Origin of the sequence: Kineococcus mangrovi (assembly GCF_041320705.1) — a bacterium.
GTDB classification, from domain to species: Bacteria; Actinomycetota; Actinomycetes; order Actinomycetales; family Kineococcaceae; genus Kineococcus; species Kineococcus mangrovi.
Genome location: NZ_JBGGTQ010000001.1, coordinates 391,216 through 416,648 on the forward strand (window position 1 = coordinate 391,216; position 25,433 = coordinate 416,648).

The following is a 25,433-nucleotide window of genomic DNA, read 5'->3' on the forward strand; positions in this document are numbered from 1 at the left end:
GTGGTCTCCTCGATCTCGGGACGGACGTGCGAAGGCCCCGGGAGAGAACAGCGACTCATCCACCGCGTCGATCACGGTGACCGCTCGATCGGGACCGAGCGCCACCCTCGCCGAGGCAACCGGCGGAGAGTCTACCCGCTCCGCCGGTCACCTCCTCCGGTCGGTCGGGCGGTCAGCTGTGGCCGTCGAACAGCGAGGTGACCGAGCCGTCGTCGAAGACCTCTCGGACGGCGCGCGCCAAGAGCGGGGCGATCGAGAGGACCGTCAGCTGCGGGAACTGCTGCGAGGGCGCGATGGGCAGGGTGTTCGTCACGACGAGCTCGGAGATGGGCGAGTTCTTCAGCCGGTCCACGGCCGGGCCGGACAGCACGGCGTGCGTGGCGGTGGCGATGACGTCGGCGGCACCGTTGGCCTTGAGCGCCTCGGCGGCCTGCACGATCGTGCCGGCGGTGTCGATGAGGTCGTCGACGAGGACGCAGGTGCGGCCCTCGACGTCACCGACGACCTCGTGCACCTTCACCTGGTTCGGCACGTTCGGGTCGCGGCGCTTGTGGATGATCGCCAGCGGGGCGCCGAGGCGGTCGGACCACAGGTCGGCCACGCGCACGCGCCCGGCGTCCGGGGAGACGATCGTGATGTTGGAGCGGTCGACGCGCTTGCCGACGTGGTCGGCCAGGATCGGCAGCGCCCACAGGTGGTCGACGGGGCCGTCGAAGAACCCCTGGATCTGCGCGGTGTGCAGGTCGACCGACATGAGGCGGTCGGCACCGGCGGTCTTGAACATGTCCGCGATGAGGCGGGCGGAGATGGGCTCGCGGCCGCGGCCCTTCTTGTCCTGGCGGGCGTAGCCGTAGAACGGGGCGACGACGGTGATGCGCTTGGCGGACGCCCGCTTCAGGGCGTCGACCATGATCAGGTGCTCCATGATCCACTGGTTGACGTTCGCCGTGTGGCTCTGGATGACGAACGCGTCCGAGCCGCGCACGCTCTCCTCGAACCGCACGTAGATCTCGGAGTTCGCGAAGTCGTAGGCGCTCGTGGGCACCAGCTCGGCCCCCAGCGCCGCGGAGACCTCCTCCGCCAGCTCCGGGTGCGCTCGCCCGGAGATGAGGACCATCCGCTTCTCGCCCGTGGTGGTGATGCCGGTCATCGGTCGGTCTCCTGCCCTTCGGCCTCGCCCGCGGTGGGGCCTTCGCTCACGGCCCGCTGCGCCGCCTCGGCCGCGGGGGTTCCTGCGCGCTTGTCCAGGGTCCAGCCCTCGAGGTTGCGCTGGGGCGCCACGTTGATCGCGAGCGCCCCGGGGGGCACGTCCTTGCGGATCACTGTGCCGGCCCCCGAGTAGGCGCCGTCGCCGACGGTGACCGGTGCGACGTACATGTTGTCCGAGCCCATCCGGACGTGGTCGCCGACGGTGGTGTGCGACTTGCTCACGCCGTCGTAGTTCACGAAGACGGAGGCGGCCCCGATGTTGGAGTGCTCCCCGATCGTCGCGTCCCCCACGTAGGACAGGTGCGGCACCTTCGACCCACGCCCGATGCGGGCGTTCTTCGTCTCGACGAACGTGCCGATCTTGCCGTCCTCGCCGAGCCGGGTGCCCGGCCGCAGGAAGGCGAACGGTCCGACGTGGGCACCGGCGCCGAGGACGGCCGAGCTGCCGTGGGTGCGCTCGACGACCGCGCCCGCACCGACCTCGACGTCGGTGAGCGTGGTGTCGGGCCCGACGACGGCCCCGGTCGCGACGCGGGTGGTGCCGTGCAGCTGCACGCCGGGCCGCAGCGTGACGTCGGGTTCCAGCTCGACGTCGGCGTCGACCCACGTGGTGGCGGGGTCCACGACGGTGACCCCGGCGAGCATCCAGCGGCGCAGCGTGCGGCGGTTGGCCTCGGCGGCGAGCTCGGCGAGCTGGGCGCGGTCGTTGACGCCGCGGATCTCCCACTCGTCGTCCAGGGCGAGGGCCTCGACGCGGCCGCCGTCGGCGCGCAGCAGGGCCAGGACGTCGGTGAGGTAGACCTCGCCGGCGGCGTTGTCGCGCCCGACGCGGGCGAGGGCGCCGCGCAGGGCGGCGGCCTCGAAGGCGTAGATGCCGGAGTTCACCTCCCGCACCGCGCGCTGGTCCTGCGTGGCGTCCTTCTGCTCGACGATCGCGCTCACCCCGGCCTCGTCGCGCAGCACGCGGCCGTAGCCGGTGGGGTCGTCGAGCTCGGCGGTCAGGACGGTCATGGCGTTGCCGCCGGCGGTGTGGGCGGCGACGAGGCGGGCGAGGGTGGCCCCCGACAGCAGGGGGACGTCGCCGTAGGTGACCAGGACGGTGCCGGCCAGGTCGGCGGGCAGGGCGTCGAGCCCGCACTGCACCGCGCGTCCGGTCCCGGGGACGTCGTCCTGCAAGGCCACGGTCACGGCGGGCTCGGCCGCGTGGACCGCCGCCCCCACGACCTCGGCCTGGTGGCGCAGGACGACGACGAGGTGCTCGGGGCCGACCTCGCGGGCCGCGCGCAGCGCGTGCGCGACGAGGGGCCGGCCCCCCAGGGGGTGCAGCACCTTCGGCGTCGCGGACTTCATCCGGGTGCCCTCACCGGCCGCGAGCACGATGACGGCGGCGGGCCCGGGGGTTCGGACGGTGGCTGACGGTGCGGTGGTCACGCGGGGCGCGCTCCTCGCGGCTCGTCCGGTCGGCTCGTCCGGCTCCCTCGCGGGATCCCGGGCGTTGCCGGCCGGTGGCGTCGACGGACAGGGGCGAGGATATCCGCCCGCGCACCCCCGGCGGGACCACCGCTCCCGGGAGAGGATTCGAACCCCTACTGGACGGGACCAAAACCCGCCGTGCTGCCGTTACACCACCCGGGACCGCGTCGTGCCGCCCCATCCTGCCAGCTCCCCGCCCCGGACCACGTGCTCCCCCGACAGGGCCCGGGCACCCGTCCGGCAGGATGGGCCCGTGACCCCCGCCCGCCCCCGTTCCCGCATGACGGGCGGCGAGCGCCGTGAGCAGCTCATCGGCGTGGGACGTTCGCTCTTCGCGTCCAAGGGCGTGGAGGGGACGACGGTGGAGGAGATCGCGGCCGCCGCGGGGGTGTCCAAGCCCGTCGTGTACGAGCACTTCGGCGGCAAGGAGGGGCTGTACGCGGTCGTCGTCGACCGGGAGATCGCCGCCCTCCTCGGGGCCATCACGCGCGCCCTGTCCGGCCGCGGGTCCCCGCGCACGCTGCTGGAGCGGGCCACGATCGCGCTGCTGGACTACATCGAGTTCTCCACCGAGGGCTTCCGGATCCTCGTGCGCGACTCCCCCGTGGCCCAGACCACGGGCACCTTCGCCAGCCTCATCTCCGACATCGCCCGCCAGGTCGAGCACCTGCTGGTCGACGCCTTCGCCGCCCGCGGGTACGCCCCGGAACGCTCGGGCATGTACGCGCAGATGCTCGTGGGCATGGTGGCGATGACGGGGCAGTGGTGGCTGGACACCCGGGAACCGGCCAAGGAGGAGGTCGCCGCGCACCTGGTGAACCTGGCCTGGAACGGGCTCACGGGCCTGGAGCCCGAACCCCGCCTGTCCTCCCGGGCCCGCCCCGGACCGCCGGTGGGTCCCGCGCTGTGACCCCTCCCCACGACCCGCACGACTCCCGCGGCCCGGCCGGGGAGGCCCCCACCGACGAGGTCGACCTGATCGTCGCGGCCTGGCGCCGGGAGGCGCCGCAGCTGGACGTCGAGCCGCTGGAGGTCCTCTCCCGCGTCGCCCGGCTCGCCCGGCACCTGGACCGGCTGCGCCGCGGCGCCTTCAGCGCCCACGACCTGGAGACGTGGGAGTTCGACGTCCTGGCCGCGCTGCGTCGCGCGGGCGCACCGCACGAGCTGTCCCCCGGTCAGTTGCTCGTGGAGACGCTCGTGACCAGCGGGACGATGACCAACCGCGTCGACCGGCTCGTGACGCGGGGCCTGGTGGAGCGGCGGCCGGACCCGGCCGACCGGCGCAGCGTGCGCGTGCGGCTGACGGCCGCGGGCTCTGACGTCGTCGACGCGGCCCTGGCCGACCTCGTGGAGGCCGAGCACCGGATGCTGGACGTCCTGGGACGCGAAGAGCGCCGAGCACTCGCGACGCTGCTGCGTCGGGTGTCGGCGCCCTTCGAGGGGTAGTGCGTGCGGAGCCCTCAGTACGCTCCGCGGCCGCGCAGCACGGCCCCGGCGGTCTTCCAGAGGATCATGAAGTCGAACGTGAAGGACCAGTTCTCGACGTAGCGGACGTCGAGACGGACCGACTCGTCCCAGTCGAGGTCGCTGCGGCCGTTGATCTGCCACAGCCCCGTCAGGCCGGGCTTGACCAGGAGGCGGCGGCGCATGTCGTAGCCGTACTCGTCGACCTCCTTCTGCAGGGGCGGCCGCGGACCGACCAGCGACATCTCGCCGCGGACGACGTTGATGAGCTGGGGCAGCTCGTCGATCGAGTAGCGGCGCAGGACGCGGCCGATCCGCGTGATGCGCGGGTCGACCTTCATCTTGAACAGCACGCCGTTGCCGTCGGTGGACTCGCGCAGGTCGATGAGCAGCTTCTCCGCGTCGGTGACCATCGAGCGGAACTTCATCATCGGGAAGGTCTTGCCGTCCTTGCCGACGCGCTGCTGCTGGAAGAAGACCGGGCCCCGGCTGTCCAGCTTGATGGCGAGCGCCAGGGCGAGGAGCAGCGGGCTGAGGACCACCAGGGCCAGGCCGGCGCTGACGCGGTCGACGGTGGTCTTGGCCAGCCGGCGGACGCCTTCGAGCTCGGGCCGCTCGACGTGCAGCAGCGGCAGGCCGCAGACGGGGCGGATCGCCACGCGCGGGCCGATGACCTCGGTCAGGGCCGGGGCGACGACGAGGTCGGCACGGGTGGCCTCCAGCTCCCAGCCGAGCCGGCGCAGGCCGGGTCCGTCCAGCTCGGGGCAGGCGGTGACGGCCACGACGTCGGCGTCGACGCTGGTCACGGCGTGCCGGACGTCGTCGAGGCTGCCGATGACCGGGATGCCGAGGGCGCGCAGCTCGGCGTCGTCCTCGGTGCTGCCGCGGCCGCCGGGGACGCAGGCCCCCACGATGCGCATGCCGTGGTAGCTGGCGCGGTGCAGCTGGCGGGCCATGCCCGCGACGGCGGCGCGGTGGCCGACGGCGACGACGCTCTGACCGGCCTCGCCGCGGGTGCGGCGGGCGTGCAGCTGCTGGCGCAGCGCGTAGCGCCCGATGAGGGTCAGGAGGATGGCGATCGGGAAGGCGACCACGACGTAGCCGCGGGCGATCTCCAGGCCGAAGGCCCAGGAGCTGGTCCCGACGAGGGCCACCACCGCGAGCCCGGCGGTCAGGACGCGGTGGAACTCCTCCGAACCGACCCCCAGGAAGCGCGGCTCGTAGGTCCGCAGGGCCCCCATGGCCACGACCCAGAAGACGGGCAGCAGGACGGCGCAGGCGACGACGGCGCGCCCGGAGGTCAGCGACAGGTCGGCGGGCGAGTCGTTGAAGCGGGCGAAGAAACCCACGAAGGCCGCGAGCGCGGCGGACAGGGCGTCGGTGGCGACGATCTTCTGGACGTAGGTGCGCTGCCACGCCGGGGTGCGCTCGGCGAAGCGGAGGCTGCCGCGCTGGCGCGGGACGAGCAGACGTTCGCGACGGACGGCGTCCGCGGTCTCGTCCGCGGGTGAGGTGCCGAGCAACTGGTCGTCGATCTCCCCCGGAGCCGTCCTGGCCCCGGGCACGTCGCTGATGCTCAAAGTCCCCCCTGGACTGGTGCGTCGCCCACCGGTCACCGGCGGCGACACCGCGGTGTCTCCGCCCCCACGGGACCAGCGGTGCGTGGCACACAGTAGGGGAAGGCCACCCGAACGACGCAAGGGGTGACAGCGTCCGTGATGGTCGTCCTGCAGGAATGCCCCGGATGGAGTCACCCGTTCGACGCAATGCTCACCGAAGATCACATAGAGTGATCGGACCGTTCAAGCACCTAGGCTGGACGAGTGGCACACCTGCTCGGCGGCGAAGCGCTCCGTCTCGAACACCCCACCCGCGTCGTCTTCGACTCCCTCACCCTCGGCGTCGACGAGGGCGACCGCATCGGCGTCGTGGGCCGCAACGGCGACGGCAAGTCCAGCCTCCTCGGCCTGCTGTCGGGTCGCCAGACCCCTGACGCCGGACGGGTGACCCGCCGCGGCGGGGTCCGCGTGGGCGTCCTGGACCAGGCCGACGGGCTGGACCCGCGGGCCACCGTGGGCCACAGCGTCGTCGGGGACGTCGAGGAGCACGTCTGGGCCGGCGACCCGAAGGTCCGCGACGTCATCGCCGGCCTCGTCGCCGACATCGCCTGGGACGCCCGCGTGGGTGACCTCTCGGGCGGGCAGCGCCGCCGGGTGGCCCTGGCCTCCGTCCTCGTCGGCGACTGGGACGTGCTGCTCCTGGACGAGCCCACCAACCACCTCGACGTCGAGGGCATCGCCTGGCTGGCCGGGCACCTGAGGACCCGGTGGGCCCCGAACGACGGCGCCCTGCTCGTCGTCACCCACGACCGCTGGTTCCTCGACGAGGTGTGCACGACGACGTGGGAGGTCCACGACCGTCTCGTCGAACCGTTCGAGGGCGGGTACGCGGCCTACGTCCTGCAGCGCGTCGAACGCGACCGGCAGGCCGCCTCGGCCGAGGCCAAGCGGCAGAACCTCATGAAGAAGGAGCTGGCCTGGCTGCGCCGCGGCGCCCCCGCCCGCACCTCGAAGCCGAAGTTCCGCATCGACGCGGCCAACGAGCTGATCGCCGACGTCCCCCCGCCGCGCGACCGCGTCGAGCTGTCGCGGCTGGCCACGGCCCGCCTCGGCAAGGACGTCGTCGACCTGCTCGACGTGTCGGTCTCGTTCGGGGACCGTCAGGTCCTGCAGGACGTGGAGTGGCGCATCGCCCCGGGCGAGCGGACCGGGATCCTCGGCGCCAACGGCTCGGGGAAGTCCACGCTGCTGTCCCTGGTCGCGGGCCTGCGCCGGCCGACGACGGGGCGGGTCAAGACCGGCTCGACCGTGCGCGTCGGCATCCTGGACCAGCAGTTCCGCGAGCTCGCCGAGATCGCCGGCGACCGGGTCCGCGAGGTCCTCGCCCGGACGCGGACGACGTTCCACGTCGACGGCAAGGACATGACCCCGGCCCAGCTGCTGGAGCGGCTGGGGTTCGCCCGCGAGCACCTGTCCGCGCGCGTCGGGGAGCTGTCCGGTGGTCAGGCCCGCCGGCTGCACCTGCTGCTGGTGCTGCTGTCCGAGCCGAACGTCCTCGTCCTCGACGAGCCGACCAACGACCTGGACGTCGACATGCTCGCCGCGATGGAGGACGTCCTCGACACCTGGCCCGGGACGCTGATCGTGGTCTCCCACGACCGGTACTTCGTCGACCGCGTCACCGACCAGCAGTACGCCGTCCTCGGCGGCCGGCTGCGGCACCTGCCGGGCGGGTTCGAGGAGTACCTGCGGCTGCGCGAGGACGGGGTGGGCGCCGCGACGGCCGGTTCGCGCCCGGCCCCGGCTCCCGAGCCGCAGACCGGCCTCAGCGGCGCCGAGCTGCGGGCGGCGCAGAAGGAGATGACCTCCGCCGAGCGGCGCCTGGAGAAGCTGAGCGGCCAGATCGCCACGCTGCACGAGCAGATGGCCACCGCCGACCCCTCCGACTACGCCGGGACGATGGAGCTGGACGGCAGGCTCAAGGAGATGGAGGCCGAGGTGGTCACCCTGGAGGAGCGCTGGCTGGAGCTGTCCGAGCTCGTCGCCTGAGCGCCGACCGTCTGGACGGGGTCCTGCTCCCCCGTCGGGTCGGCCGCCGTGGCCCCCGAAAGGGGGTCATCAGAGGTGGAACGTTCCGGGTCGCCGCAGCGATGTCCGATCGTCCAAGATCACAGCTCGACCGCCTCGGGAGGCCGTCATGTCCGCGCAGTACCCCGCTCAGCCGCACACCCAGGTCCAGCAGGGAGCCAGCGGCCTCGCCACCGCCAGCGTCGTCCTGGGGGCGGTGGGTTTCCTCGTCGGGATCTGCGCGGTCGTCGGCCTGGTCCTGGGGCTGGTGGCCCGTGGTCAGGCCAAGCGCGGTCAGATCAGCCCGGCCCGCACCACGGCGGGCATCACGGTCTCCGCGATCGCGCTGGCCCTGAACGTCCTGGGCGGCATCGCCCTGGTCGCCCTGCTCCCCGACGGCGGCTCCATGACGGGGGCTCTGCCCGCGCCGTTCTGAGGTGACCGTCCCGCCCCGCGCCCTGCCCGGTGCCGCAACGACCTGGACCGGCGGCACCGGGCCGTGGCGCGACCTGCGCGGCCACCGCGGTGGAGCGGCTCCTGCACGCTGGGGGACGTCGTGCTCAAGGGTCCTGCCCGAGGGGTCGATGGAGTACCGGTGAGCCACTCCACCGCCCCCGTCACCGCCCGACGCCGTTTCACCGATCGTCCGGTGGCGGTCCGGATCGCTTCCTCGGTGCTGGTGGGGTTGGTCGCCACGGGCACCGTCGCCGGCATCGCAGTGCACGAGCTGGCCGCCGAACGCGATCACGCCGTGGCCCTGCACGCGGCGGGTGAGGCGTTGCAGAGCGCGGGGAAGTTCCAGCAGCTCAGCTCGCAGGCCCGTTTCGACGCCACGCTGATCGCGTGGGTGCCGGGTCTGGACCAGGACCCCACGTTCACCAAGGCCTACACCGATGACGTCGCCGCCGTCGACGCCCTGCTCCAGGCCGTGCAGGCGCAGGCCCCCCGGGCGCAGCAGCCTGAGCTGGCGACCTTGAGCGGGCGGTGGACGGCGTGGAAGTCCGCTCAGGACCAGCTCGTGCGACTGGCCACCAGCGGTGACACCCCCGGTGCCGGCGCCTACTACGTCTCGGACGTGGTCCCGGCGTGGGAGGCCGTGCAGGAGAGCCTGGCCGCGCTGCAGGACGCCAGCGCCGGCGGTGCCGACGCCGCCTTGACCGCGACGCAGGACGCCTACGCCCAGGGCCGGCTCCTGGTGCTGCTCATCGCCCTGGCCGGCGCCCTGGGCTCCCTGGGGGTGGGGATCCTGGTCGCTCGCGGCATCACCGGGTCGGTGCGGGAGGTCGGGCGCGTCCTGGGCGCGCTGCGCGAGGGTGACCTGACCCAGGACCCGGCGGTGAGCAGCCGTGACGAGGTCGGGCAGATGGCCTCGGCGCTGCACGATGCGCTGGCTGCGCTGCGCCAGACGCTGCGGGGGGTCGGGCAGAGCTCGCACGAGCTGTCCCGCGCCGCCGGCGAGCTGTCCTCGACGTCGGTGGCCATCTCGCGCTCCGCCGACGAGACCGCCGCGCAGGCGGCGGTGGTGACCACCGCCGCCAGCGACGTCGCCACGAGCGTGCAGACCGCCGCGGCCGGTGGGGGGGAGATGGAGCTCAGCATCCGGGAGATCGCCTCCAACGCCGCCGAGGCCGCTGCCGTCGCCGCCCAGGCCGTCGCCGAGGCGGAGTCGACGACCGCGACGATGACCCGGCTGGGGACCTCCAGCCGCGAGATCAGCGACGTGGTCAAGGCGATCACCTCGATCGCCGAGCAGACGAACCTGCTGGCGTTGAACGCCACCATCGAGGCCGCGCGGGCGGGCGAGTCGGGCAAGGGCTTCGCGGTGGTCGCCGGGGAGGTCAAGGAGCTGGCGCAGGAGACCGCTCGGGCCACCGACGACATCGCCCGGCGGGTGGAGGCCATCCAGGCCGACACGGCCGGGGCCGTGGCGGCGATCGGCAGCATCTCGCAGACGATCGCCCGGATCAGCGACTTCCAGACCACCATCGCCTCGGCGGTGGAGGAGCAGACCGCGACGACGAACGAGATGTCGCGTTCGGTGACCGAGGCGGCCGGCGGCGTGGGGGAGATCGCGTCGACCATCAGCGGCGTCGCGACCTCGGTGCGCACGACCACCGACGGGGTGGCGCAGTCCCGGCAGAACGCCGAGGAGCTGGCCCGGATGTCCGGTGAGCTGAAGACGCTGGTGGACCGCTTCCGCTACTGACCGCCCGGCGCGAGCGCTTCCAGGACGCGAGCGCCCGGCACGGGCCCGGAGGCGGTGCGCAGCCGCCCCTGCCCCACCACGGGGACCAGCTCGGCGACCACGTCCTGCGCGGAGGCGGCCGAGGCGGTCAGCAGCGCCACGGTCGGCCCGGACCCCGAGACGACGGCGGCCAGCGCCCCCGCCGCCCGGCCCGCGGCGAGCGTGCGCGTCAGCTGCGGGGCCAGGGCGCACGCGGCCTCGGCGAGGTCGTTGGACAGCGCCGCGGCCAGGGCTTCGGCGTCACCGCCGCGCAGGGCGGCCTCCACGGCCTCCAGCCGCACGTCGGCGGGCGGCGGGCCCCACCCCGGGCCGCGCCGGCGGTCGCACTCGGCGAAGACGCGGGGCGTGGACAGCCCGGCGGGGTCCAGGACGAACACCCAGTGGAAGGACCCTCGGGTCAGGACGGGCACGAGCTGCTCCCCGCGCCCGGTGCCCACGGCGGTGCGCCCGTGCAGGCCGAAGGGGACGTCGGAACCGAGCTCGGCGCCGAGGGTGGCCAGTCCGTCCAGACCGGTCCGCAGCTGCCAGAGCGCGTCGCAGGCCACGAGGGCCGCCGCGGCGTCCGCGGACCCACCGGCCATGCCCCCGGCGACGGGGACCTCCTTGCGCACGTGCAGGTGGACGGGCTCGTCCACCCCGGCCCGCTCGGCGAGCAGCCGGGCCGCCCGCAGGGCGAGGTTCGAGCCGTCCAGGGGGACGCCGGACACGTCGGCGCCACCGGCCGCCTCCACGGTCAGGCCCCAGTCCGCCGCGGGGGTGGCCGTGACGTCCTCGTGCACGGACACCGCCTGGAACACGGTCACGAGGTCGTGGAACCCGTCGTCGCGGACGGGGCCCACCTGCAGCAGCAGGTTGACCTTGGCGGGGGCTCGCGCGGTGACGGCGGGGCGGTGGTCGGACACGAGGACCGACCCTAGGCCGTCGGGTCAGGCGACGGCGCCCGCCTCGGCGATCCGGGCGAAGTCGGCGACGGTGAGCTGCTCCCCCCGCGCCTGCGGGTCGACGCCCGCGGCGCGCAGCAGCTCCTCGGACCGGGCCGGGGACCCGGCCCACGTGGCCAGGGCCGCCCGCAACGTCTTGCGCCGCTGCGCGAAGGCGGCGTCGACGACCGCGAAGACCTGCTCCCGCGTGGCGTCCGTGGGGGGTGTGGGACGGCGGGTGAAGACGACGAGGCCGGAGTCCACGCGCGGGACGGGCCAGAAGACCGGCGGCGGGACGGAGCCCGCGCGGCGGGCGTCGGCGTACCAGGCCGTCTTGACGCTGGGCACGCCGTAGGTGCGGCTGCCCGGTCCGGCCACGAGCCGGTCGGCCACCTCGGACTGCACCATGACGACGCCGTGCCGGAGCGAGTCGAACCGCTGCAGCACGGTCAGCAGGACGGGGACGGCGACGTTGTACGGCAGGTTGGCGACGAGCGCCGTGGGGGCGGGACCGGGCAGCTCCTGCACCTGCACCGCGTCGGCGAGCACGACGTCGAACGAGGTGCCCGGTCGCGCCCGGTCGCGGACGGTCGCCGGCAGCTCGGCGGCGAGCACCGGGTCGATCTCGACCGCGACGACCCGGTCGGCCACCTCCAGCAGCGCCAGGGTCAGCGAGCCGAGCCCGGGGCCGACCTCGACCACCACGTCGGTGGCGCTGAGGTCGGCGACCCGGACGATGCGGCGCACCGTGTTGGCGTCGACGACGAAGTTCTGGCCGAGGGTCTTCGTCGGCCGGACGCCGAGCCTGTCGGCCAGCTCCCGGACGTCGCGGGCCGACAGGAGGGAACTGGTCAGAGGTTCTTGCCGCACACGGGCCATTGTCCGGCACCGGAGCGCTGGTACAGCAGCTTGGCGCGGTAGGTCTGCTCGGAGGCCGACGCCTGGCTCGGCAGGCCGCTGCCGCCGACCGCGCGCCACGTCTGCACGGAGAACTGGTACAGGCCGTGGTACTTGCCGCTGGCCGAGACGACCGAGGGGTTCCCGCCGGACTCGCAGCGGGCCAGGGCGGCCCAGTCCAGGGAGTCGACGCCACCGCCGACGGACCCGCCGCCACCACCGCTGGACGCACGCGCGGGCGCGGGCGCCGGCGCGGGCTTGGCCTTCGTCCCGACCTGGACGACCTCCTCGACGGGCGCGCGGTCGACGACCTCGCCGGTGGCGGTGTGCTCGTCGCGGACGCCGTCGCGGAAGAGGTCGGCGTACGTGACGGTCTTGGACCCGTCGACGCCGGCCGTGAGGACCTTCTTCTCACCCGCGAAGAGCTGGTCGGTCCGCTCGGTGCGGCTGCCGTGCGGGATGGCCACGGTCTCGGTGCTGGTGGAGCGGTCCACGCGCACGACGGTGACGGTCGTGCCGGCGGTGAGCCGGTCCGCACCCGCGGCGGACATCTCGTCGCCCGGGCGCATCGTGACGCCGGCCTCGGTGAGCAGGGCGTCGACGTCGGCCGCGGTGCTCGTGAGCTGGCGCGTCCGGCCGTCGGCCACGAGGGTCACGGCCTTGGGCGTGGTGACGTCGAGCGCGAGGCCCTGCCGGCCGAGCGGTTCGGAGCGGGAGGCGGACAGCTTGGCGCCGTCGGCACGGACGTCGAGGTCGGCCAGGGCCGCGTCGACGGTCTGCGCCGTCGTCCAGTACGTCTTGGTCTCGCCGTCGACGGTGAGGGTGAGCTGGCGGCCGTAGCGGACGACGATCGTCTGCCCGTCCTCCAGCGCGGTCCCCGCGGCGGGGGCCACGATGTCGTGCTCACCGACGGTGATGCCCTCCTCGGCGAGGACGTCGCCGACGGTGCCGCCGAAGGCGCTGGCCTGGGTGCGCTGCCCGTCGGCGTCGATGACGACGTCCTTGTCGAGCGCGGTGAAGGCGACCGTCCCGCCGACCACGGCCGCGAGGCAGGTGCCGCCCGCGACGAGCCGGACCGTGCGGGACGTGGAGCGGGCGGCGGAGACGAGGGGGAACGGCACGAGAGGTCCTTCGACGATGTGCCCGGGCACGAGGTCTGGACGCGAGCGCACTCGGAGGGACCCCCGTCCCCGGGTGCGGCGTGTGGTCCGGGCACCTCGATCCGGCCGACTGGAGCGGACCGTAACCGCTCCGAGACCCCTTCGACAAACCACCGTGATCCCTGAACACCTCCGGGCACGGTGGGCGACGTACCACCCGGGTGGATCTGCACCCGTTGCACCGATCGGGTGACGACGACCCGCACGGGCCGTGACGAAGGTCACCCAGGCATCACCACGGACCGTAGACGCGCTCCGTCGTCGCAGCGATCGTCGCGCACAGCTCGTCCAGGTCGGCCCCGAGCACGTCCGCCATCGCGCGCACGGTGAGCGGCACGAGGTACCCGGCGTTGGGCCGACCGCGGTGGGGCACGGGGGTCAGGTACGGCGCGTCGGTCTCGACCATGACCCGGTCCCGCGGGGTGAGGCGCAGCGCCTCGCGCAGGTCCCCGGCGTTCTTGAACGTCACGGTGCCGGCGAAGGACAGGTGGTAGCCCGCGTCCGCGCAGACGCGGGCCATGGCGGCGTCACCGGAGAAGCAGTGGAAGACGGTCCGCTCCGGGGCCCCCTCCTCGGCCAGCACGCGCAGGACGTCCTCGTGGGCGTCCCGGTCGTGGATCTGCAGCGCGAGGTCCAGCTCCTTGGCCAGGGCGATGTGCGCGCGGAAGGACTCCTCCTGCAGGTGCCACTGCTCCGGCGGGGTGCGGAAGTGGTCCAGCCCGCTCTCGCCCACCACCCGCACGCGCGGGTGCCGGGCGAGCTGCGCGATCTCGGCCAGGGCGCCCTCGTACTCCCCCGCCGCCACGAGGTCCGGCACCTCGTTGGGGTGCAGCGCGACGCCGCCGAGCAGCTGCGGGTACCGGTCCAGGGCCGCGACCGTCCACCGCGCGGCGGGCAGGTCGCAGCCGATCTGCACGCTGCGCGGGACGCCCGCCGCCGCGGCCGCCGCCAGCAGCGCCTCGACGTCCTCCTCGGTCTCGGAGTCGAGGTGCGTGTGGTTGTCGACGACCGGGACGGCGAGCGGCTCCGGTGCGGGCGGCCGCTCACCACGGCGCCCACCGACCTGTCCCTGGGTCACTGCCGCAGACGCCCCAGTTCCTCCTCGACGACAGCGGCGACGTCGAGCTTGGTGAAGATCGGCGTCGGCGCCGCGACGGGCGTCCCCGGCACGACCGGGCTCGACCCCCACGCCGACAGGGTGGCACCGTCACCCCCACCGCGCCGGTAGTCCCCGGTGAGGATCGGGTACGGCCTGCCGTCGTCGAGGTCGGTGACCTCCCGCAACTCCGGCAGCGGCGACACCGTCCCCGTCCCGCCGAACGCCTCGTGGACCTTCTGCGCCGAGTGCGGCAGGTAGGGCGACAGCAGCGTCCGGCAGTCCGAGACGGCCTGCGCCGTCACGTGCAGCACGGTCCTCATGCGGTCGGGGTCGGAGTTCTTGATCTTCCAGGGTTCCTGCTCGGTGAGGTACCTGTTGACCTCGCCGACCACCCGCATCGCCTCGCCGAGCCCGGCGCGCTGCCGGTGGTGCTCGATGAGGTCCCCGACCGCACCGAACCCCGCGCGGGTCGTGTCGAGCAGCGCCCGGTCGGCATCGGTCAGCTCCCCTGCGGCCGGGATCTCGCCGACGTTCTTGGCGATGAGCGAGGCCGTCCGGTTCACCAGGTTCCCCCAGCCCGCGACCAGTTCGCTCGTGGCGCGGGTGGCGAACTCCTGCCAGGTGAAGTCGGAGTCGTTGTTCTCCGGGCCGGCCGCGGAGATGAAGTAGCGCAGAGCGTCCGGCTGGTAGCGCGCGAGGACGTCGCGCACGTAGATGACGACCCCGCGGCTGGAGGAGAACTGCTTGCCCTCCATCGTGAGGAACTCGCTCGCCACGACCTCGGTGGGCAGGTTGAGGTTCCCGAAGGTCCCGGGCGCGCCACCCCTGGCGCCCCGACCGTCGTAGGCGAGCAGCTCGGCGGGCCAGATCTGGGAGTGGAACGTGATGTTGTCCTTGCCCATGAAGTAGTACGACTCCGCGGACGGGTCGGTCCACCACGCGCGCCAGGCGTCGTCGTCGCCGGAGCGGCGGGCCCACTCGACCGAGGCCGACAGGTACCCGATGACGGCGTCGAACCACACGTACAGCCGCTTGGCCGGGTTCTCCTCCCAGCCCGCGAGCGGGACGGGGATGCCCCAGTCGATGTCGCGCGTCATGGCGCGCGGCTTCATGTCCTCCAGCAGGTTCTTCGAGAAGTTCAGGACGTTCGGCCGCCACCGCCCCGTCTCGCCCCGCGCCTGCAGCCAGGACCCGAGCGCGTCGGCCACGGCGGGCAGGTCGAGGTAGAAGTGCTCGGTCTCCACGAACACCGGCGTCTCGCCGTTGATGCGGGACCGGGGGTTCTTCAGCTCGATGGGGTCGAGCTGGTTGCCGCAGTTGTCGCACTGGTCGCCGCGGGCGCCGTCGTAGCCGCAGATCGGGCAGGTGCCCTCGACGTAGCGGTCGGGCAGGGTGCGTCCGGTGGACGGGGAGATGGCGCCCATCCCCTTGCGCGCGACCATGTACCCGTTGCGGTGGACGGTGCGGAACATCTCCTGCACGACGGCGTGGTGGTTCGCCGTGGTGGTCCGGGTGAACAGGTCGTAGGACAACCCCAGGCCCTGCAGGTCCTCGGCGATGACGCGGTTGTACCGGTCGGCCAGCCCCTGCGGGCTCAGCCCCTCCTGCTCGGCCTGGACGAGGATCGGCGTCCCGTGCTCGTCGGTGCCGGAGACCATGAGGACGTCGTGACCCGCCATCCGCATGTACCGGCTGAACACGTCGGAGGGGACGCCGAAGCCGGCGACGTGGCCGATGTGGCGGGGGCCGTTGGCGTAGGGCCAGGCCACCGCGGACAGGACGTGGGTCATGCCGGCGAGTCTAGGGGGCCGCTCGCACCCGGGACCGGCCCCCGCCGGGCAGGGCGAACAGCCAGCCGGCGCCGATCCGGCCGGCCAGGGTCTGCGCGGCCAGGCACGACCAGACGGTGCCCGCGGTGACGAGCAGCGGGTAGAGGACGACGACGACCGCGAGCGCCGGGTGCGGCAACCGGCCGACCAGCGGACCGGTCACCGCGGCCAGCGGCCGCTGCACCAGGAGCAGGACGACGCCGTGGAGCACGTAGACCGGCAGCGTGCGCCGGCCCAGTCGCAGCAGCGGCGCGCTGAGGCGGGGCAGCCGCCGGGTCAGCAGGACCGCGAGGCAGACACCGACGACGACCGCCGCGGCGCGGGTGGGCAGTTCGAGGAGGGCCGCGAGCACGACGTCGGGGTGGGCGAGGCGGGCGGCGACCAGGACGGCGACCAGCACGGCCCCCAGGCCCACGACGAGCAGCGGGCGTTCCCGGGAGGCCAGGGCGCGCACCGCTCGCGGGAAGCGGGCACCGGCGAGGAACCAGACCAGGTTCTCCACGACCGAGTGGGTGTCCCCGGCGCCCGGCAGGACGCCGCAGAACGAGACGACCGCCGCGGCGGCGGCCAGGGCGACCGGCAGCCCCGCGGGCCAGGTGCGCGTCAGCCGGGCGAGCAGGAAGTAGACGGCGAGCGCGTAGAGGTACCACAGGCCGGTGGAGGCGGTGGCCGTCGCCGCCGGCACCTCGCGCAGGGCCCGGGGGGCCATGAAGGTGGGGACGGCGACGGCCGCCGAGACGACGAACCCGACGAGCAGCCACAGCACGTGCAGGTACAGGTTCTGCCCCACGCGTGGACGCAGCGTGACCCGCCAGGGGCGGTCGAGGGCGGCGGCGGCGAACAGGCCGGAGATGGCGAAGAACAGCGGCATCCGCAGCGGGCGCAGGAACACGTCGAGGTCGTTCCAGACCGGTGGGGCGCCGGCGGCCCAGGGCACCTGCCCGAGGTCGAGCAGGAGGTAGGCGACGTGCCCCAGGACGACCAGCAGGATGCAGGCCGCCTTGGCGGCGTCCGGCCAGGCGGCGCGGGTCCCGACCCGCGTGGGCACCGCTGCGGCACCCGCCGGCGCCACCCGCGCCGCGACGACGTCGTCCGCCACGAAGCCCCCTCCCGAAAGTTGCTGGGGCACACCGTAGCGGTGCCCCGGCGCGCGCGGAAGCTCTCGCGGGCCGCTGGTGGTCCCCGTCGCCGCGCGCTCCGTTCGAACGAGCCGTACGGTCACCGGATGAGCGAGCAGCCGTCCGGCGAGGACCAGCAGGACCAGAGCACCGACCCCACGCAGAACGCGGAGAAGGACCCCGAGACCTGGGTCACCGGCGACGAGCCGATGACCGGCCCGCAGCGCAGCTACCTGCAGACGCTGGCCCGGGAGGCCGGCCGCGAGCTGCCCGAGGACCTCGACAAGGCGCGGGCCTCGGAGATGATCGACGAGCTGCAGCAGGAGACCGGCCGCGGGAACTCCTGAGCGCCGGTAGCGTCCCGCCGTGGACAGCCGCCCGGTGGACAGCCGACTGGTGAACGTCGTCGTCGACGCCGTCGACCCGGTCCCGCTGGCGCACTGGTGGCGGCGGGCGCTGCAGTGGCGGCTGGGGTACGCCGACGCGCACGAGACCGACGTCGTCCCGCCCGAGGGGGAGCCGGGGGTCGAACTCGTCTTCGTCCCGGGTGGAGCGCCCAAGCCGCCCGGGTCACCGCCCAACCGGGTGCACCTGGACCTGGACTCCTCCTCCCCCGCCGACCAGCGCGAGACGGTGGAGTTCCTGCTCGACGCGGGCGCGCGACGGGTCGACGTCGGCCAGGGCGACGCGCCGTGGGTGGTGCTCGCCGACCCGGAGGGCAACGAGTTCTGCGTCCTGGACCCGCGGCCGGAGTACGACGGGGCGGGACGGGTCGCGGCCCTGGTCTGCCTCGCGGCCGACCCTGCGGCGCTGGCGGGCTTCTGGGCCCCGGTGGCCGGGATGTCCTTGGTGCGCAGCACGTCCCGCGTGGCGCAGCTGCGGGGGGCGACCGGTCCGTTCCTGGAGTTCGTCGCCTCCCCGACCCCGCGCACGGCGAAGAACCGCTGGCACCTCGACGTGCGGGCGACGCGCTCGGGCCCCGGGCGGGGGCGGGTCCTGGCCCGTGCGCTGGAGCGGGGCGCCCGGCCCGCCGACGTCGGTCAGGGGGCCGGGGTCGCGTGGACGGTGCTGGCGGACCCGGAGGGCAACGAGTTCTGCCTCCTGTCCGGCGTCGTCGACTGACCCCGCAGGTGCCGACCCCGGGGGTCCGGGGCAGCGGCAGGAGCCTGCCCGTCGCGCCCCCTCCAGGTCAGCCGGCGGTGCTCTCCCGCACGACGAGGCGCCCGGTCACCGTCAGCAGGCGGGCGGGACCGTCGAACCCGGCGAGGCGGTCGGAGAGCAACCGCAGCGACATCTCGGCCATCTCGAACCGGTCGAGGGCGATCGACGTCAGCGTCGGGGCGGCGTAGCGGGCCTGCTCGACGTCGTCGACCCCCAGGACGGCGACGTCCTGCGGCACCCGCAGGCCGAGCCGCCGCAGGGCGTGCAGGGCGCCGAGGGCGACGAGGTCGTTGGCGGCGAAGATCGCGTCGACGTCGGGACGCGCCGCCAGGAGGGCGGTGGTCCCCGCGAACCCGTCCTGGCGCGTCCACTCCCCCAGGGACCACAGCAGCCCGGGGTCGAACCGGACGCGGGCGCGGCGCAGGGCGCGGCGGTACCCCTCGATGCGCTGGGCGACCACGGGCGGGCGGGCCTGGGACTGCGTCTTGTCGCCGAGGAAGGCGATGGTCCGGCGTCCCTGCTCCAGCAGGTGCCGCACCGCGGTGTCCCCGAGGTCGACGGAGTCGATGGTGACGCGGTCGTACCCCGCCCCCTCGCCGTACTCCCCCACGAGCACGGCCGGGGTCGTGTCGCGCCGCTGCTGGAACTCCTCGACCGGCAGGCTCTGGGGGGCGAAGACGAGCCCGTCGACCAGGCGGACGGGGAAACCGGTCGCCACCTCGCGCTCGCGGTCGAGGTCACCGTCGGTCTGCTCGACCAGCAGCGTGAGACCGCGCTCGCGCGCCGCGTTCACCAGGGTCGAGGCCAGCTCGCCGTAGTAGGGGCTCGTGACGTCGGGCAGCGCGAGGGCCACCAGCCCCGTCCGGCCCTGCCGCAGCTGGCGGCCGATCCCGTTGGGGCGGTAGTCGAGCTGGTCGATGAACGACTTGACCTTCTCGCGCATCTCCGGCCGCACGTGGGGGTGGTCGTTGACGACGTTGGACACGGTCTTGATGGACACGCCCGCGGCCTCGGCGACGTCCCGCAGGGTCGTGGGGCGCGGGGTGGCGCGCGACGGCACGGCGGGGGTGGGCACCGACGCATTGTGCCATCGGCGCCTTGACGCCGCCGATGCTTTCGCGTTGACTGGCTTCCAACGTTGCAAGAACCGCGACGCCGCACCGCACCGCCCGCACACCGACGTGACGCGACCCCAGGAGAGCCATCCGTGCGCACCGCCCGCCTCGCCCTCGACCCCGCCTTCACCGTGGGCCCGGTCCCCCGCCGGCTGTTCGGCTCGTTCGTCGAGCACATGGGCCGCTGCGTCTACACCGGGATCTTCGAACCGGACCACCCCAGCGCCGACGAGGACGGCCTGCGCACCGACGTCCTCGAACTCACGAAGGAACTCGGCCCGACCGTCGTGCGCTACCCCGGCGGGAACTTCGTGTCCGGGTTCGAGTGGGAGGACTCCGTCGGCCCGCGCGAGGAGCGTCCCCGCCGGATCGACCGCGCGTGGCGCTCGGTGGAGACCAACCAGTTCGGGCTCGCCGAGTTCGACGCGTGGGCCCGCAAGGTCGGCACCGAGCCGATGATGGCGGTCAACCTCGGGACCCGCGGCCTCCAGGAGGCCTGCGACCTCCTGGAGTACAGCAACCACGCCTCCGGCACGAAGTTCTCCGACCTGCGCATCCAGCACGGTTCCAAGGACCCGTTCGGCATCAAGCTCTGGTGCCTCGGCAACGAGCTCGACGGCCCCTGGCAGACGGGCCACAAGACCGCCGCCGAGTACGGCCGCCTCGCCGCCGAGACCGGCATGGCGATGCGCACGGTCGACCCGGACATCGAACTCGTCGCGGTCGGTTCCTCCAGCCGCGCGATGCCGACGTTCGGCGAGTGGGAGCAGACGGTCCTGGAACTGTCGTACCACGCCGTCGACTACGTCTCCCTGCACGCCTACTACCAGGAGCACGACGGGGACGCCGCGAGCTTCCTGGCCTCCGCGGTCGACATGGACCTGTTCATCGACCAGGTCGTCGCGACGGCGGACGCGGTGCGCGCCAAGGGCAAGCACACCAAGAAGATCAACCTCAGCTTCGACGAGTGGAACGTCTGGTACCAGTCCAAGCCGCACCACGGCCCCGGCGTGCAGCCGTGGGACGTCGCGCCCCGCGTCATCGAGGACGAGTACTCCATCACCGACGCGGTCGTCGTCGGCACCCTGCTGAACTCGCTGCTGCGCCACGCCGACCGCGTGCACATCGGCGCCCAGGCCCAGCTCGTCAACGTCATCGGCCTGCTGCGCAGCGAGCCGGGCGGCGAGGCGTGGAAGCAGACCATCGCCCACCCCTTCGAGCAGGTCCGCCGCCTCGCGACCGGGAACGTCCTGCAGGTCGTCACCACGTCGGAGAAGTACGAGACCGCGAAGTTCGACGCGGTCGACGTGGTCGACGCCTCGGCGACCTACGACGAGGAGTTCCTCACCGTGTTCCTCGCCAACCGCGACCAGGACCAGCCGGCCTCGGTCGAGGTCCCGCTGCGCGCCTTCGACGTCGACCGCGTCGCCACCGCGAAGGTGCTCGCCGCCACCGCGGGACAGGATCGGCACACGACGAACCTCGAGGGCGACCACTCCGCGGTCGGCCTGCAGACCCTGCAGGACGTCACCGTGACCGACGGGCTGGCGACGGTCGTCCTGCCGCCGCTGTCCTGGGCCGTCGTGCAGTTCCGCAAGGGCTGACGCTCAGGGCTGCGACACCCGGCGCCGCACCAGTTCGGCGAGTTCGACCGACTCGCCGTCGCGCGCGCCGCGACCGACCTGCAGGGGCGGTTCCGAGGGGTCCAGGTGGACCCCCCGGAACCGCGCCCGCAGGCCCGGCGCCACGTCCAGCACGTAGTACTCGGCCCCCTCGCCGACCCCGAGGGACCCGTCGGCGCGCAGGTACCACCCCACGACGTCCGTGCGGTACCGGGCGGACCCGGCCCGCGCGCGCAACGGTCCCGGCTGCTCACCGCGGCGCCGCAGCTCCACCACCAGCGCGCGCAGCAGCTCCCGCGCGCGCTCCGTCTCGGCCGCCCGCGCCCGCTCCCACCACTGCGCCGTCACGACCCCATGACAGCAGCAGGCCCGCGCGGGGAGGTCGCCCGCCCCGCAGGTCGACGACGAGACCCCCTCCCCCTTGACCCGAGTGATCACTCTGAGTAAACAAGGTGGAACAACCTGTCGAGAGGGCGGTCCCACGTGCGCGTGACCCGGGCGGTCGCCCTGCTCCCCGTGCTGCCCGGCGACCTGCCGCACCTCGAAGACAGCCTCGAACACCTCATCGAGGCGGCCGACGAGGCCTCGGCCGCGGGCATCGCGACGACGCTGCTGGTGACCACGTCCGCACCGGCGACGGCGACGGCCCCGGTCCTGGCGAGCTGGGAACCGCTGGTGGACCTGCTCGACGACGTCGACCTCGAGGTCGAGCACCACCCCGGCGCGGGCGGGGACCCCGCCACGGAGGTCGCCCGCCTGCTGACCCTGGCCGCGGCCGGCCTGCACCGCCGCCTCGAGGAGACCGCGAGGACCGTCGTCCTCACGAGCACACCGGACGTCGCCGTCGGCCCGGACTGGATCACCGAGCACGTCCGGCACCACCGCGCGGGCGCGACCGCCAGCACGGGCCCGGTCCGCCGGGCTGGCGGGCCCGGGCAGGACCACCGGCACGACACCGTCGCCAACCTCGCCGTGCGGGCCGACCTGCTGCCCGGCGGCGTCCTGGCCGCGCTCAGCGCCGCCCCGGGCGGGGACGGGCGCGTCGCCCTGGTCCACGCGCTGACCCCCGTCGTGGCCAGCCCGTCGGTCACGATCCCGTCGTCCCCCTGAGGTCCCGGGGGCTCCCGCGGCGAGGACGGCGGGGTGTCGTCGGGCCCCTCCCGCGGCCGGACCACCGGTGGTAGGTTCTCGGCAAGCGCTTACCCACTCCGACGACGGAGGTCCGGATGACCAGTGGTCTCATCGCCGAGACGCGCGGAGCGCACGGGTTCGACGTCGAACCCTGGCGGTTCCGGCACGAGGCCACCGAGGCGGAGCGCGCGGCGCAGGAGCGGTTCACCGGTGCGCACGCCTGGCGGCTCGGGACCGACGCCTTCGTCAGCCCCCTGGCCGCGGTCGAGACCGAGGACCTCGCCCTCGGCGACCGCAGCTACGTGGCCGCGCACGCCTACCTCAGCGGGTCGGTCCGGCTCGGGGCCGACAGCACCGTGAACTACGGGGCCGTCGTCCGCGGGACCGTCCGCGGGGGCCGCGGGGTCCGCATCGGGGCGCACACCTCGCTCCTGGCGTTCAACCACGGCATGGAGCCGGGCACCGAGGTGTTCCGGCAGCCGCTCACCTCGCGCGGGATCACCGTCGGGGACGACGTGTGGATCGGCTCCCACGTCGTGGTCCTGGACGGGGTGCACGTGGGCGACCACGCCGTCCTGGCCGCCGGGGCGGTCGTCACGAAGGACGTCCCGGCCGGGGCCGTGGTCGGCGGGAACCCGGCCCGCCTGATCCGCTGGCGGGTTCCCCCGGCCGCTGCGGGTGCGGACCCGCACGACGAGCTGGTCGGCGCGCTGCAGGAGTTCGAGCGGCGCGCCCGGGACCAGGCCGGGGACCTCCTCGCCCGGTGCTGGGACCCCGGGTTGCCCGGCGGGCAGTTCGTCGACCGCCCGGGGGCCGGGCCCACCGTGCGCGCCCAGTGCGACGCCCTCGAGATCGCCGCCCTGCTCCTCGACGACGCCCCCGGGCCGCTGCCCGCGGGAGAACAACTCGACCGGCTGCAGGCGTTGCAGGACAGCGGGAACGGGTTGGTGCGCCGGTTCGACACGAACGGTTCGCCCGTCCCGGGGACTCCCGACCCGACCGACGGTGACGTCCTGTACCACGTGCTCTGCGTCGGGTACGCCCTCGACCTGCACGGCCGCCGGTTCCACCACCCGGTGCACCACGCCGCGCGCACGTCACCGGCGGAACTCGTCGCCGCGCTGGACGGTCTGCCGTGGGCGACGCGGGCCTGGGGGGCCGGGGCGTGGGTCGACGCGTTCGGGACGGCGCTGCGCTGGAACCTCGACCTCGGCGAACCCGGTGCGCCCGGGACCGCGCAAGCCCTGTTCGGCTGGCTGACCCTGCGCACCGACCCCCGCACCGGGGTGTGGGGCACCCCGCCGGCCGGTGAGGGCGCGCTGCAGGTGGTGAACGGATTCTACCGCGCCTCCCGCGGGACGTTCGCGCAGTTCGACGTGCCGCTCCCCCGCCCCGAACGCCTCGTCGACACCGTCCTGGCCCACCTGCGCGACCAGCGGTTCTTCGCCCCCGACCGGCGCAACGCCTGCAACGTCCTCGACGTCGCGCACCCGCTGTGGCTGGCGGGCCGGCAGACCGGGCACCGGCGCGAGGAGGTCGTCGCCGCCGCCCGCGGGCTGCTGACCGAGGCCCTGCGCACCTGGCGGGACGGCCGGGGTTTCGCCTTCGCGGTCGGCCGGGAACCCGGCCTGCAGGGCACCGAGATGTGGCTCGCGGTCGTGTGGCTGCTCGCCGACCTGTGCGGCGTCGCCGACGTCCTGGGGTTCCGGCCCCGCGGCGTCCACCGCCCCGAACCCGCCCTCGCGCTGCACCCCTGAGGACCGGGGACCGGCTACGGGGCGCCCGCCCGGTGCCGCAGGGCGCGACCGGGGACGGCGCCGGTCCGGACGCCGTCGGTGACGACGGGGACGCCCCCCACGAGGACGTGCGGGATCCCGACCGCCTGGCGCCGGGGGTCCTCGAAGGTCGCGCCGGCGTCGACGGTGGCGGGGTCGAACAGGACGAGGTCTGCGACGGCGCCGGGGCGCAGGACGCCGCGGTCGGTCAGGCCCAGCCGGCGGGCGGGCCGGGAGGTCAGGTGCGCCACGCACTCCTCCAGACCGAGGACCCCCTCGCGGCGCACGTAGTGGCCGAGGTAGCGGGGGAAGGTGCCCCACGCCCGCGGGTGCGGTCGCGCGCCCACCAGGAGGCCGTCGCTGCCGCCGCAGTGCTGCGGGTGCCGCATGATCGCGCGCACGTTCTCCTCGTGCCCCACGTGCTGCAGGATCGTCGTGCCCAGGCGGTCCCGGCGCAGCACGTCGACGAAGACGTCGAACGCGTCGGCGCCGCGCGCGGCGGCGACCTGCTCGATCGTCGCGCCGACGAGGCCGGACAGCCCGGGGTCGCGCACCCCGGAGACCTGCAGCGTCGACCACTGCACGACGACCCCGTGACACCCGTCCGAGCCCGCCACCTCGAGCGCGTACCGGATGCGCCGCAACGCCTCCGGGTCCTGCAGCCGGTCCAGCACCGCGGCCGGCCCGCCGGCCGAGGCCCAGCTCGGCAGCACCGCGGCCAGCGTCGTCGACCCGGGCAGGTAGGGGTAGGTGTCGAGGGTGACGTCCACGCCGTCGGCGAGCGCGGCGTCGACCAGGGCCAGGAACTCCCCCGCGCGGCCGGCGTTGACGGCGAAGTTCATCGTCGCGTGCGTCAGGTGCAGCGCCACCCCGGAACGGCGGGCGACCTCGACGACCTCCGCGTACGCCTCCAGCGCACCGCGGCCGTAGGAGCGCTGGTGCGGGGCGTAGAAACCCCCCGCTCGCGCCACGACCTCGCACAGGGCGACGAGTTCGGCGGTGTCGGCGAACGCGCCGGGGACGTACGTCAGCCCGCTCGACATGCCGAAGGCCCCGTCGGCCATCCCGGCCGCCACGAGGTCCTGCATGCGCACCAGTTCGGCGGCGGTGGCGGGGCGGTCCCCGGTCCCCACGACCACCGCGCGGACCGTCCCCTGCGGCACGAGGTAGGCGACGTTGACGGCGGCGCCGCGGTCCACCCGGTCCAGGTACTCCCCGACGGTCCGCCAGTCCCACGCGAGGTCGGGCACGCCGTTCCAGCCGGCGAGCTGCTCGCGCAGCACGGCCAGGGCGTCGTCGTCGACGGGGGCGTAGCCGAGCCCGTCCTGCCCGAGCACCTCCGTCGTGACGCCCTGGGTCGTCTTGGCCAGGTGCTCGGGGTCGGTGAGGACGGCGAGGTCGGAGTGCGCGTGCAGGTCGACGAACCCCGGCGCGAGGACGAGGCCGGCCGCGTCGAGGACCCGCGCGCCGGCGGTGGTCCCGACCTCGCCCAGCTCGGCGATCCGGCCGTCGACCACGAGCGCGTCGCCGCGGCGCGCCGGCGTCCCGGTGCCGTCGACGAGCGTGGCGCCGCGGACGAGGAGGTTCAC

Annotated in this window: 22 protein-coding genes and 1 tRNA gene; 10 read left to right on the forward strand and 13 right to left on the reverse strand. The window is 74.3% G+C overall.

What is annotated here, in order from left to right:
* Window positions 1–172: 172 nt before the first annotated feature.
* From AB2L28_RS01825 to AB2L28_RS01835, 3 genes are all read right to left on the reverse strand, one after another.
* On the reverse strand, window positions 173–1,150 hold the full coding sequence (locus tag AB2L28_RS01825; RefSeq protein ID WP_370717006.1) for a ribose-phosphate diphosphokinase: 978 nt from the start codon (window positions 1,148–1,150) through the stop codon (window positions 173–175).
* Window positions 1,147–2,640, reverse strand: coding sequence for a bifunctional UDP-N-acetylglucosamine diphosphorylase/glucosamine-1-phosphate N-acetyltransferase GlmU (gene glmU, locus AB2L28_RS01830; protein ID WP_370717007.1), 1,494 nt, complete (start codon window positions 2,638–2,640; stop codon window positions 1,147–1,149). Before glmU ends, AB2L28_RS01825 begins: the two co-directional genes overlap by 4 nt.
* Before the next feature lie 132 nt (window positions 2,641–2,772).
* Window positions 2,773–2,844: transfer RNA gene (locus tag AB2L28_RS01835), tRNA-Gln, on the reverse strand.
* 118 nt (window positions 2,845–2,962) lie between these two features.
* Between AB2L28_RS01835 and AB2L28_RS01840 the strand changes: the two genes are divergently transcribed.
* Together AB2L28_RS01840 and AB2L28_RS01845 are read left to right on the forward strand one after the other, a co-directional pair.
* Window positions 2,963–3,592, forward strand: coding sequence for a TetR family transcriptional regulator (locus AB2L28_RS01840; RefSeq protein ID WP_370717264.1), 630 nt, complete (start codon window positions 2,963–2,965; stop codon window positions 3,590–3,592).
* Window positions 3,589–4,128 carry a MarR family winged helix-turn-helix transcriptional regulator gene (locus AB2L28_RS01845; RefSeq protein WP_370717008.1) on the forward strand — a complete coding sequence of 180 codons (540 nt, stop codon included), beginning with the start codon at window positions 3,589–3,591 and terminating at the stop codon, window positions 4,126–4,128. Before AB2L28_RS01840 ends, AB2L28_RS01845 begins: the two co-directional genes overlap by 4 nt.
* Before the next feature lie 14 nt (window positions 4,129–4,142).
* On the opposite strand, the gene AB2L28_RS01850 is transcribed toward AB2L28_RS01845, so the two are convergent.
* Entirely contained in the window at window positions 4,143–5,615 is a 1,473-nt protein-coding gene (locus AB2L28_RS01850) for a sugar transferase (protein ID WP_370717265.1), read from the reverse strand.
* A 354-nt stretch (window positions 5,616–5,969) separates the two neighbouring features.
* Between AB2L28_RS01850 and AB2L28_RS01855 the strand changes: the two genes are divergently transcribed.
* The 3 genes from AB2L28_RS01855 (at window position 5,970) to AB2L28_RS01865 (ending at window position 9,978) form a co-directional block, all read left to right on the forward strand.
* Window positions 5,970–7,754 (forward strand): ABC-F family ATP-binding cassette domain-containing protein, encoded by a 1,785-nt coding sequence (locus tag AB2L28_RS01855; RefSeq protein WP_370717009.1) that lies wholly within the window; start codon window positions 5,970–5,972, stop codon window positions 7,752–7,754.
* Between the two features lie 148 nt (window positions 7,755–7,902).
* The gene (locus AB2L28_RS01860) at window positions 7,903–8,208 is read left to right on the forward strand and encodes a hypothetical protein (protein WP_370717010.1); all 306 of its coding nucleotides are present in this window, start codon (window positions 7,903–7,905) and stop codon (window positions 8,206–8,208) included.
* Window positions 8,209–8,367: 159 nt separating this feature from the next.
* Window positions 8,368–9,978: a methyl-accepting chemotaxis protein gene (locus AB2L28_RS01865; protein ID WP_370717011.1), complete on the forward strand. Its 1,611-nt coding sequence runs from the start codon at window positions 8,368–8,370 to the stop codon at window positions 9,976–9,978.
* On the opposite strand, the gene AB2L28_RS01870 is transcribed toward AB2L28_RS01865, so the two are convergent.
* From AB2L28_RS01870 to AB2L28_RS01895, 6 genes are all read right to left on the reverse strand, one after another.
* Complete coding sequence (locus tag AB2L28_RS01870) at window positions 9,972–10,919, reverse strand: 4-(cytidine 5'-diphospho)-2-C-methyl-D-erythritol kinase (protein WP_370717012.1); 948 nt, start codon at window positions 10,917–10,919, stop codon at window positions 9,972–9,974. The two genes, AB2L28_RS01865 and AB2L28_RS01870, sit on opposite strands and share 7 nt — an antisense overlap.
* A 24-nt stretch (window positions 10,920–10,943) precedes the next feature.
* The gene (rsmA, locus tag AB2L28_RS01875) at window positions 10,944–11,816 is read right to left on the reverse strand and encodes a 16S rRNA (adenine(1518)-N(6)/adenine(1519)-N(6))-dimethyltransferase RsmA (protein ID WP_370717013.1); all 873 of its coding nucleotides are present in this window, start codon (window positions 11,814–11,816) and stop codon (window positions 10,944–10,946) included.
* Window positions 11,789–12,955 (reverse strand): resuscitation-promoting factor, encoded by a 1,167-nt coding sequence (locus AB2L28_RS01880; protein ID WP_370717014.1) that lies wholly within the window; start codon window positions 12,953–12,955, stop codon window positions 11,789–11,791. The genes rsmA and AB2L28_RS01880 overlap by 28 nt, the downstream gene beginning before the upstream one ends.
* 271 nt (window positions 12,956–13,226) lie before the next feature.
* Window positions 13,227–14,072: a TatD family hydrolase gene (locus AB2L28_RS01885; protein ID WP_370717015.1), complete on the reverse strand. Its 846-nt coding sequence runs from the start codon at window positions 14,070–14,072 to the stop codon at window positions 13,227–13,229.
* On the reverse strand, window positions 14,069–15,883 hold the full coding sequence (gene metG / locus AB2L28_RS01890) for a methionine--tRNA ligase (protein ID WP_370717016.1): 1,815 nt from the start codon (window positions 15,881–15,883) through the stop codon (window positions 14,069–14,071). Before metG ends, AB2L28_RS01885 begins: the two co-directional genes overlap by 4 nt.
* Window positions 15,884–15,893: 10 nt before the next feature.
* Window positions 15,894–17,021, reverse strand: coding sequence for an acyltransferase family protein (locus AB2L28_RS01895; protein ID WP_370717017.1), 1,128 nt, complete (start codon window positions 17,019–17,021; stop codon window positions 15,894–15,896).
* 126 nt (window positions 17,022–17,147) lie between these two features.
* Here AB2L28_RS01895 and AB2L28_RS01900 point away from each other — a divergent pair, with 126 nt between their 5' ends.
* Entirely contained in the window at window positions 17,148–17,387 is a 240-nt protein-coding gene (locus AB2L28_RS01900; RefSeq protein WP_370717018.1) for a DUF3072 domain-containing protein, read from the forward strand.
* 19 nt (window positions 17,388–17,406) lie between these two features.
* The gene (locus tag AB2L28_RS01905) at window positions 17,407–18,162 is read left to right on the forward strand and encodes a VOC family protein (protein ID WP_370717019.1); all 756 of its coding nucleotides are present in this window, start codon (window positions 17,407–17,409) and stop codon (window positions 18,160–18,162) included.
* Window positions 18,163–18,229: 67 nt separating this feature from the next.
* On the opposite strand, the gene AB2L28_RS01910 is transcribed toward AB2L28_RS01905, so the two are convergent.
* Window positions 18,230–19,276, reverse strand: a complete 1,047-nt coding sequence (locus AB2L28_RS01910; protein ID WP_370717020.1) for a LacI family DNA-binding transcriptional regulator — start codon at window positions 19,274–19,276, stop codon at window positions 18,230–18,232.
* A 132-nt stretch (window positions 19,277–19,408) separates the two neighbouring features.
* Here AB2L28_RS01910 and arfA point away from each other — a divergent pair, with 132 nt between their 5' ends.
* The gene (gene arfA, locus AB2L28_RS01915) at window positions 19,409–20,920 is read left to right on the forward strand and encodes an arabinosylfuranosidase ArfA (RefSeq protein ID WP_370717021.1); all 1,512 of its coding nucleotides are present in this window, start codon (window positions 19,409–19,411) and stop codon (window positions 20,918–20,920) included.
* Window positions 20,921–20,923: 3 nt separating this feature from the next.
* Here the strand turns inward: arfA and AB2L28_RS01920 are convergent, their stop codons facing one another.
* Complete coding sequence (locus tag AB2L28_RS01920; RefSeq protein WP_370717022.1) at window positions 20,924–21,286, reverse strand: hypothetical protein; 363 nt, start codon at window positions 21,284–21,286, stop codon at window positions 20,924–20,926.
* A 135-nt stretch (window positions 21,287–21,421) separates the two neighbouring features.
* On the opposite strand from AB2L28_RS01920, the gene AB2L28_RS01925 reads away from it, so the two are divergent.
* Window positions 21,422–22,048: a hypothetical protein gene (locus AB2L28_RS01925; RefSeq protein ID WP_370717023.1), complete on the forward strand. Its 627-nt coding sequence runs from the start codon at window positions 21,422–21,424 to the stop codon at window positions 22,046–22,048.
* A 116-nt stretch (window positions 22,049–22,164) separates the two neighbouring features.
* Window positions 22,165–23,826 (forward strand): acyltransferase, encoded by a 1,662-nt coding sequence (locus AB2L28_RS01930; RefSeq protein WP_370717024.1) that lies wholly within the window; start codon window positions 22,165–22,167, stop codon window positions 23,824–23,826.
* 14 nt (window positions 23,827–23,840) lie between these two features.
* On the opposite strand, the gene AB2L28_RS01935 is transcribed toward AB2L28_RS01930, so the two are convergent.
* Window positions 23,841–25,433 carry an N-acyl-D-amino-acid deacylase family protein gene (locus AB2L28_RS01935; protein ID WP_370717025.1) on the reverse strand — a complete coding sequence of 531 codons (1,593 nt, stop codon included), beginning with the start codon at window positions 25,431–25,433 and terminating at the stop codon, window positions 23,841–23,843.

What these genes read in the sequence shown, in the direction of transcription:
- AB2L28_RS01825 (WP_370717006.1), bottom strand. Translation starts at nt 1,150, where the DNA reads ATGACCGGCATCACCACCACGGGCGAGAAGCGGATGGTCCTCATCTCC.
- AB2L28_RS01840 (WP_370717264.1), top strand. Translation starts at nt 2,963, where the DNA reads ATGACGGGCGGCGAGCGCCGTGAGCAGCTCATCGGCGTGGGACGTTCG.
- AB2L28_RS01860 (WP_370717010.1), top strand. Translation starts at nt 7,903, where the DNA reads ATGTCCGCGCAGTACCCCGCTCAGCCGCACACCCAGGTCCAGCAGGGA.
- rsmA (WP_370717013.1), bottom strand. Translation starts at nt 11,816, where the DNA reads ATGGCCCGTGTGCGGCAAGAACCTCTGACCAGTTCCCTCCTGTCGGCC.
- metG (WP_370717016.1), bottom strand. Translation starts at nt 15,883, where the DNA reads ATGACCCACGTCCTGTCCGCGGTGGCCTGGCCCTACGCCAACGGCCCC.
- AB2L28_RS01900 (WP_370717018.1), top strand. Translation starts at nt 17,148, where the DNA reads ATGAGCGAGCAGCCGTCCGGCGAGGACCAGCAGGACCAGAGCACCGAC.
- AB2L28_RS01930 (WP_370717024.1), top strand. Translation starts at nt 22,165, where the DNA reads ATGACCAGTGGTCTCATCGCCGAGACGCGCGGAGCGCACGGGTTCGAC.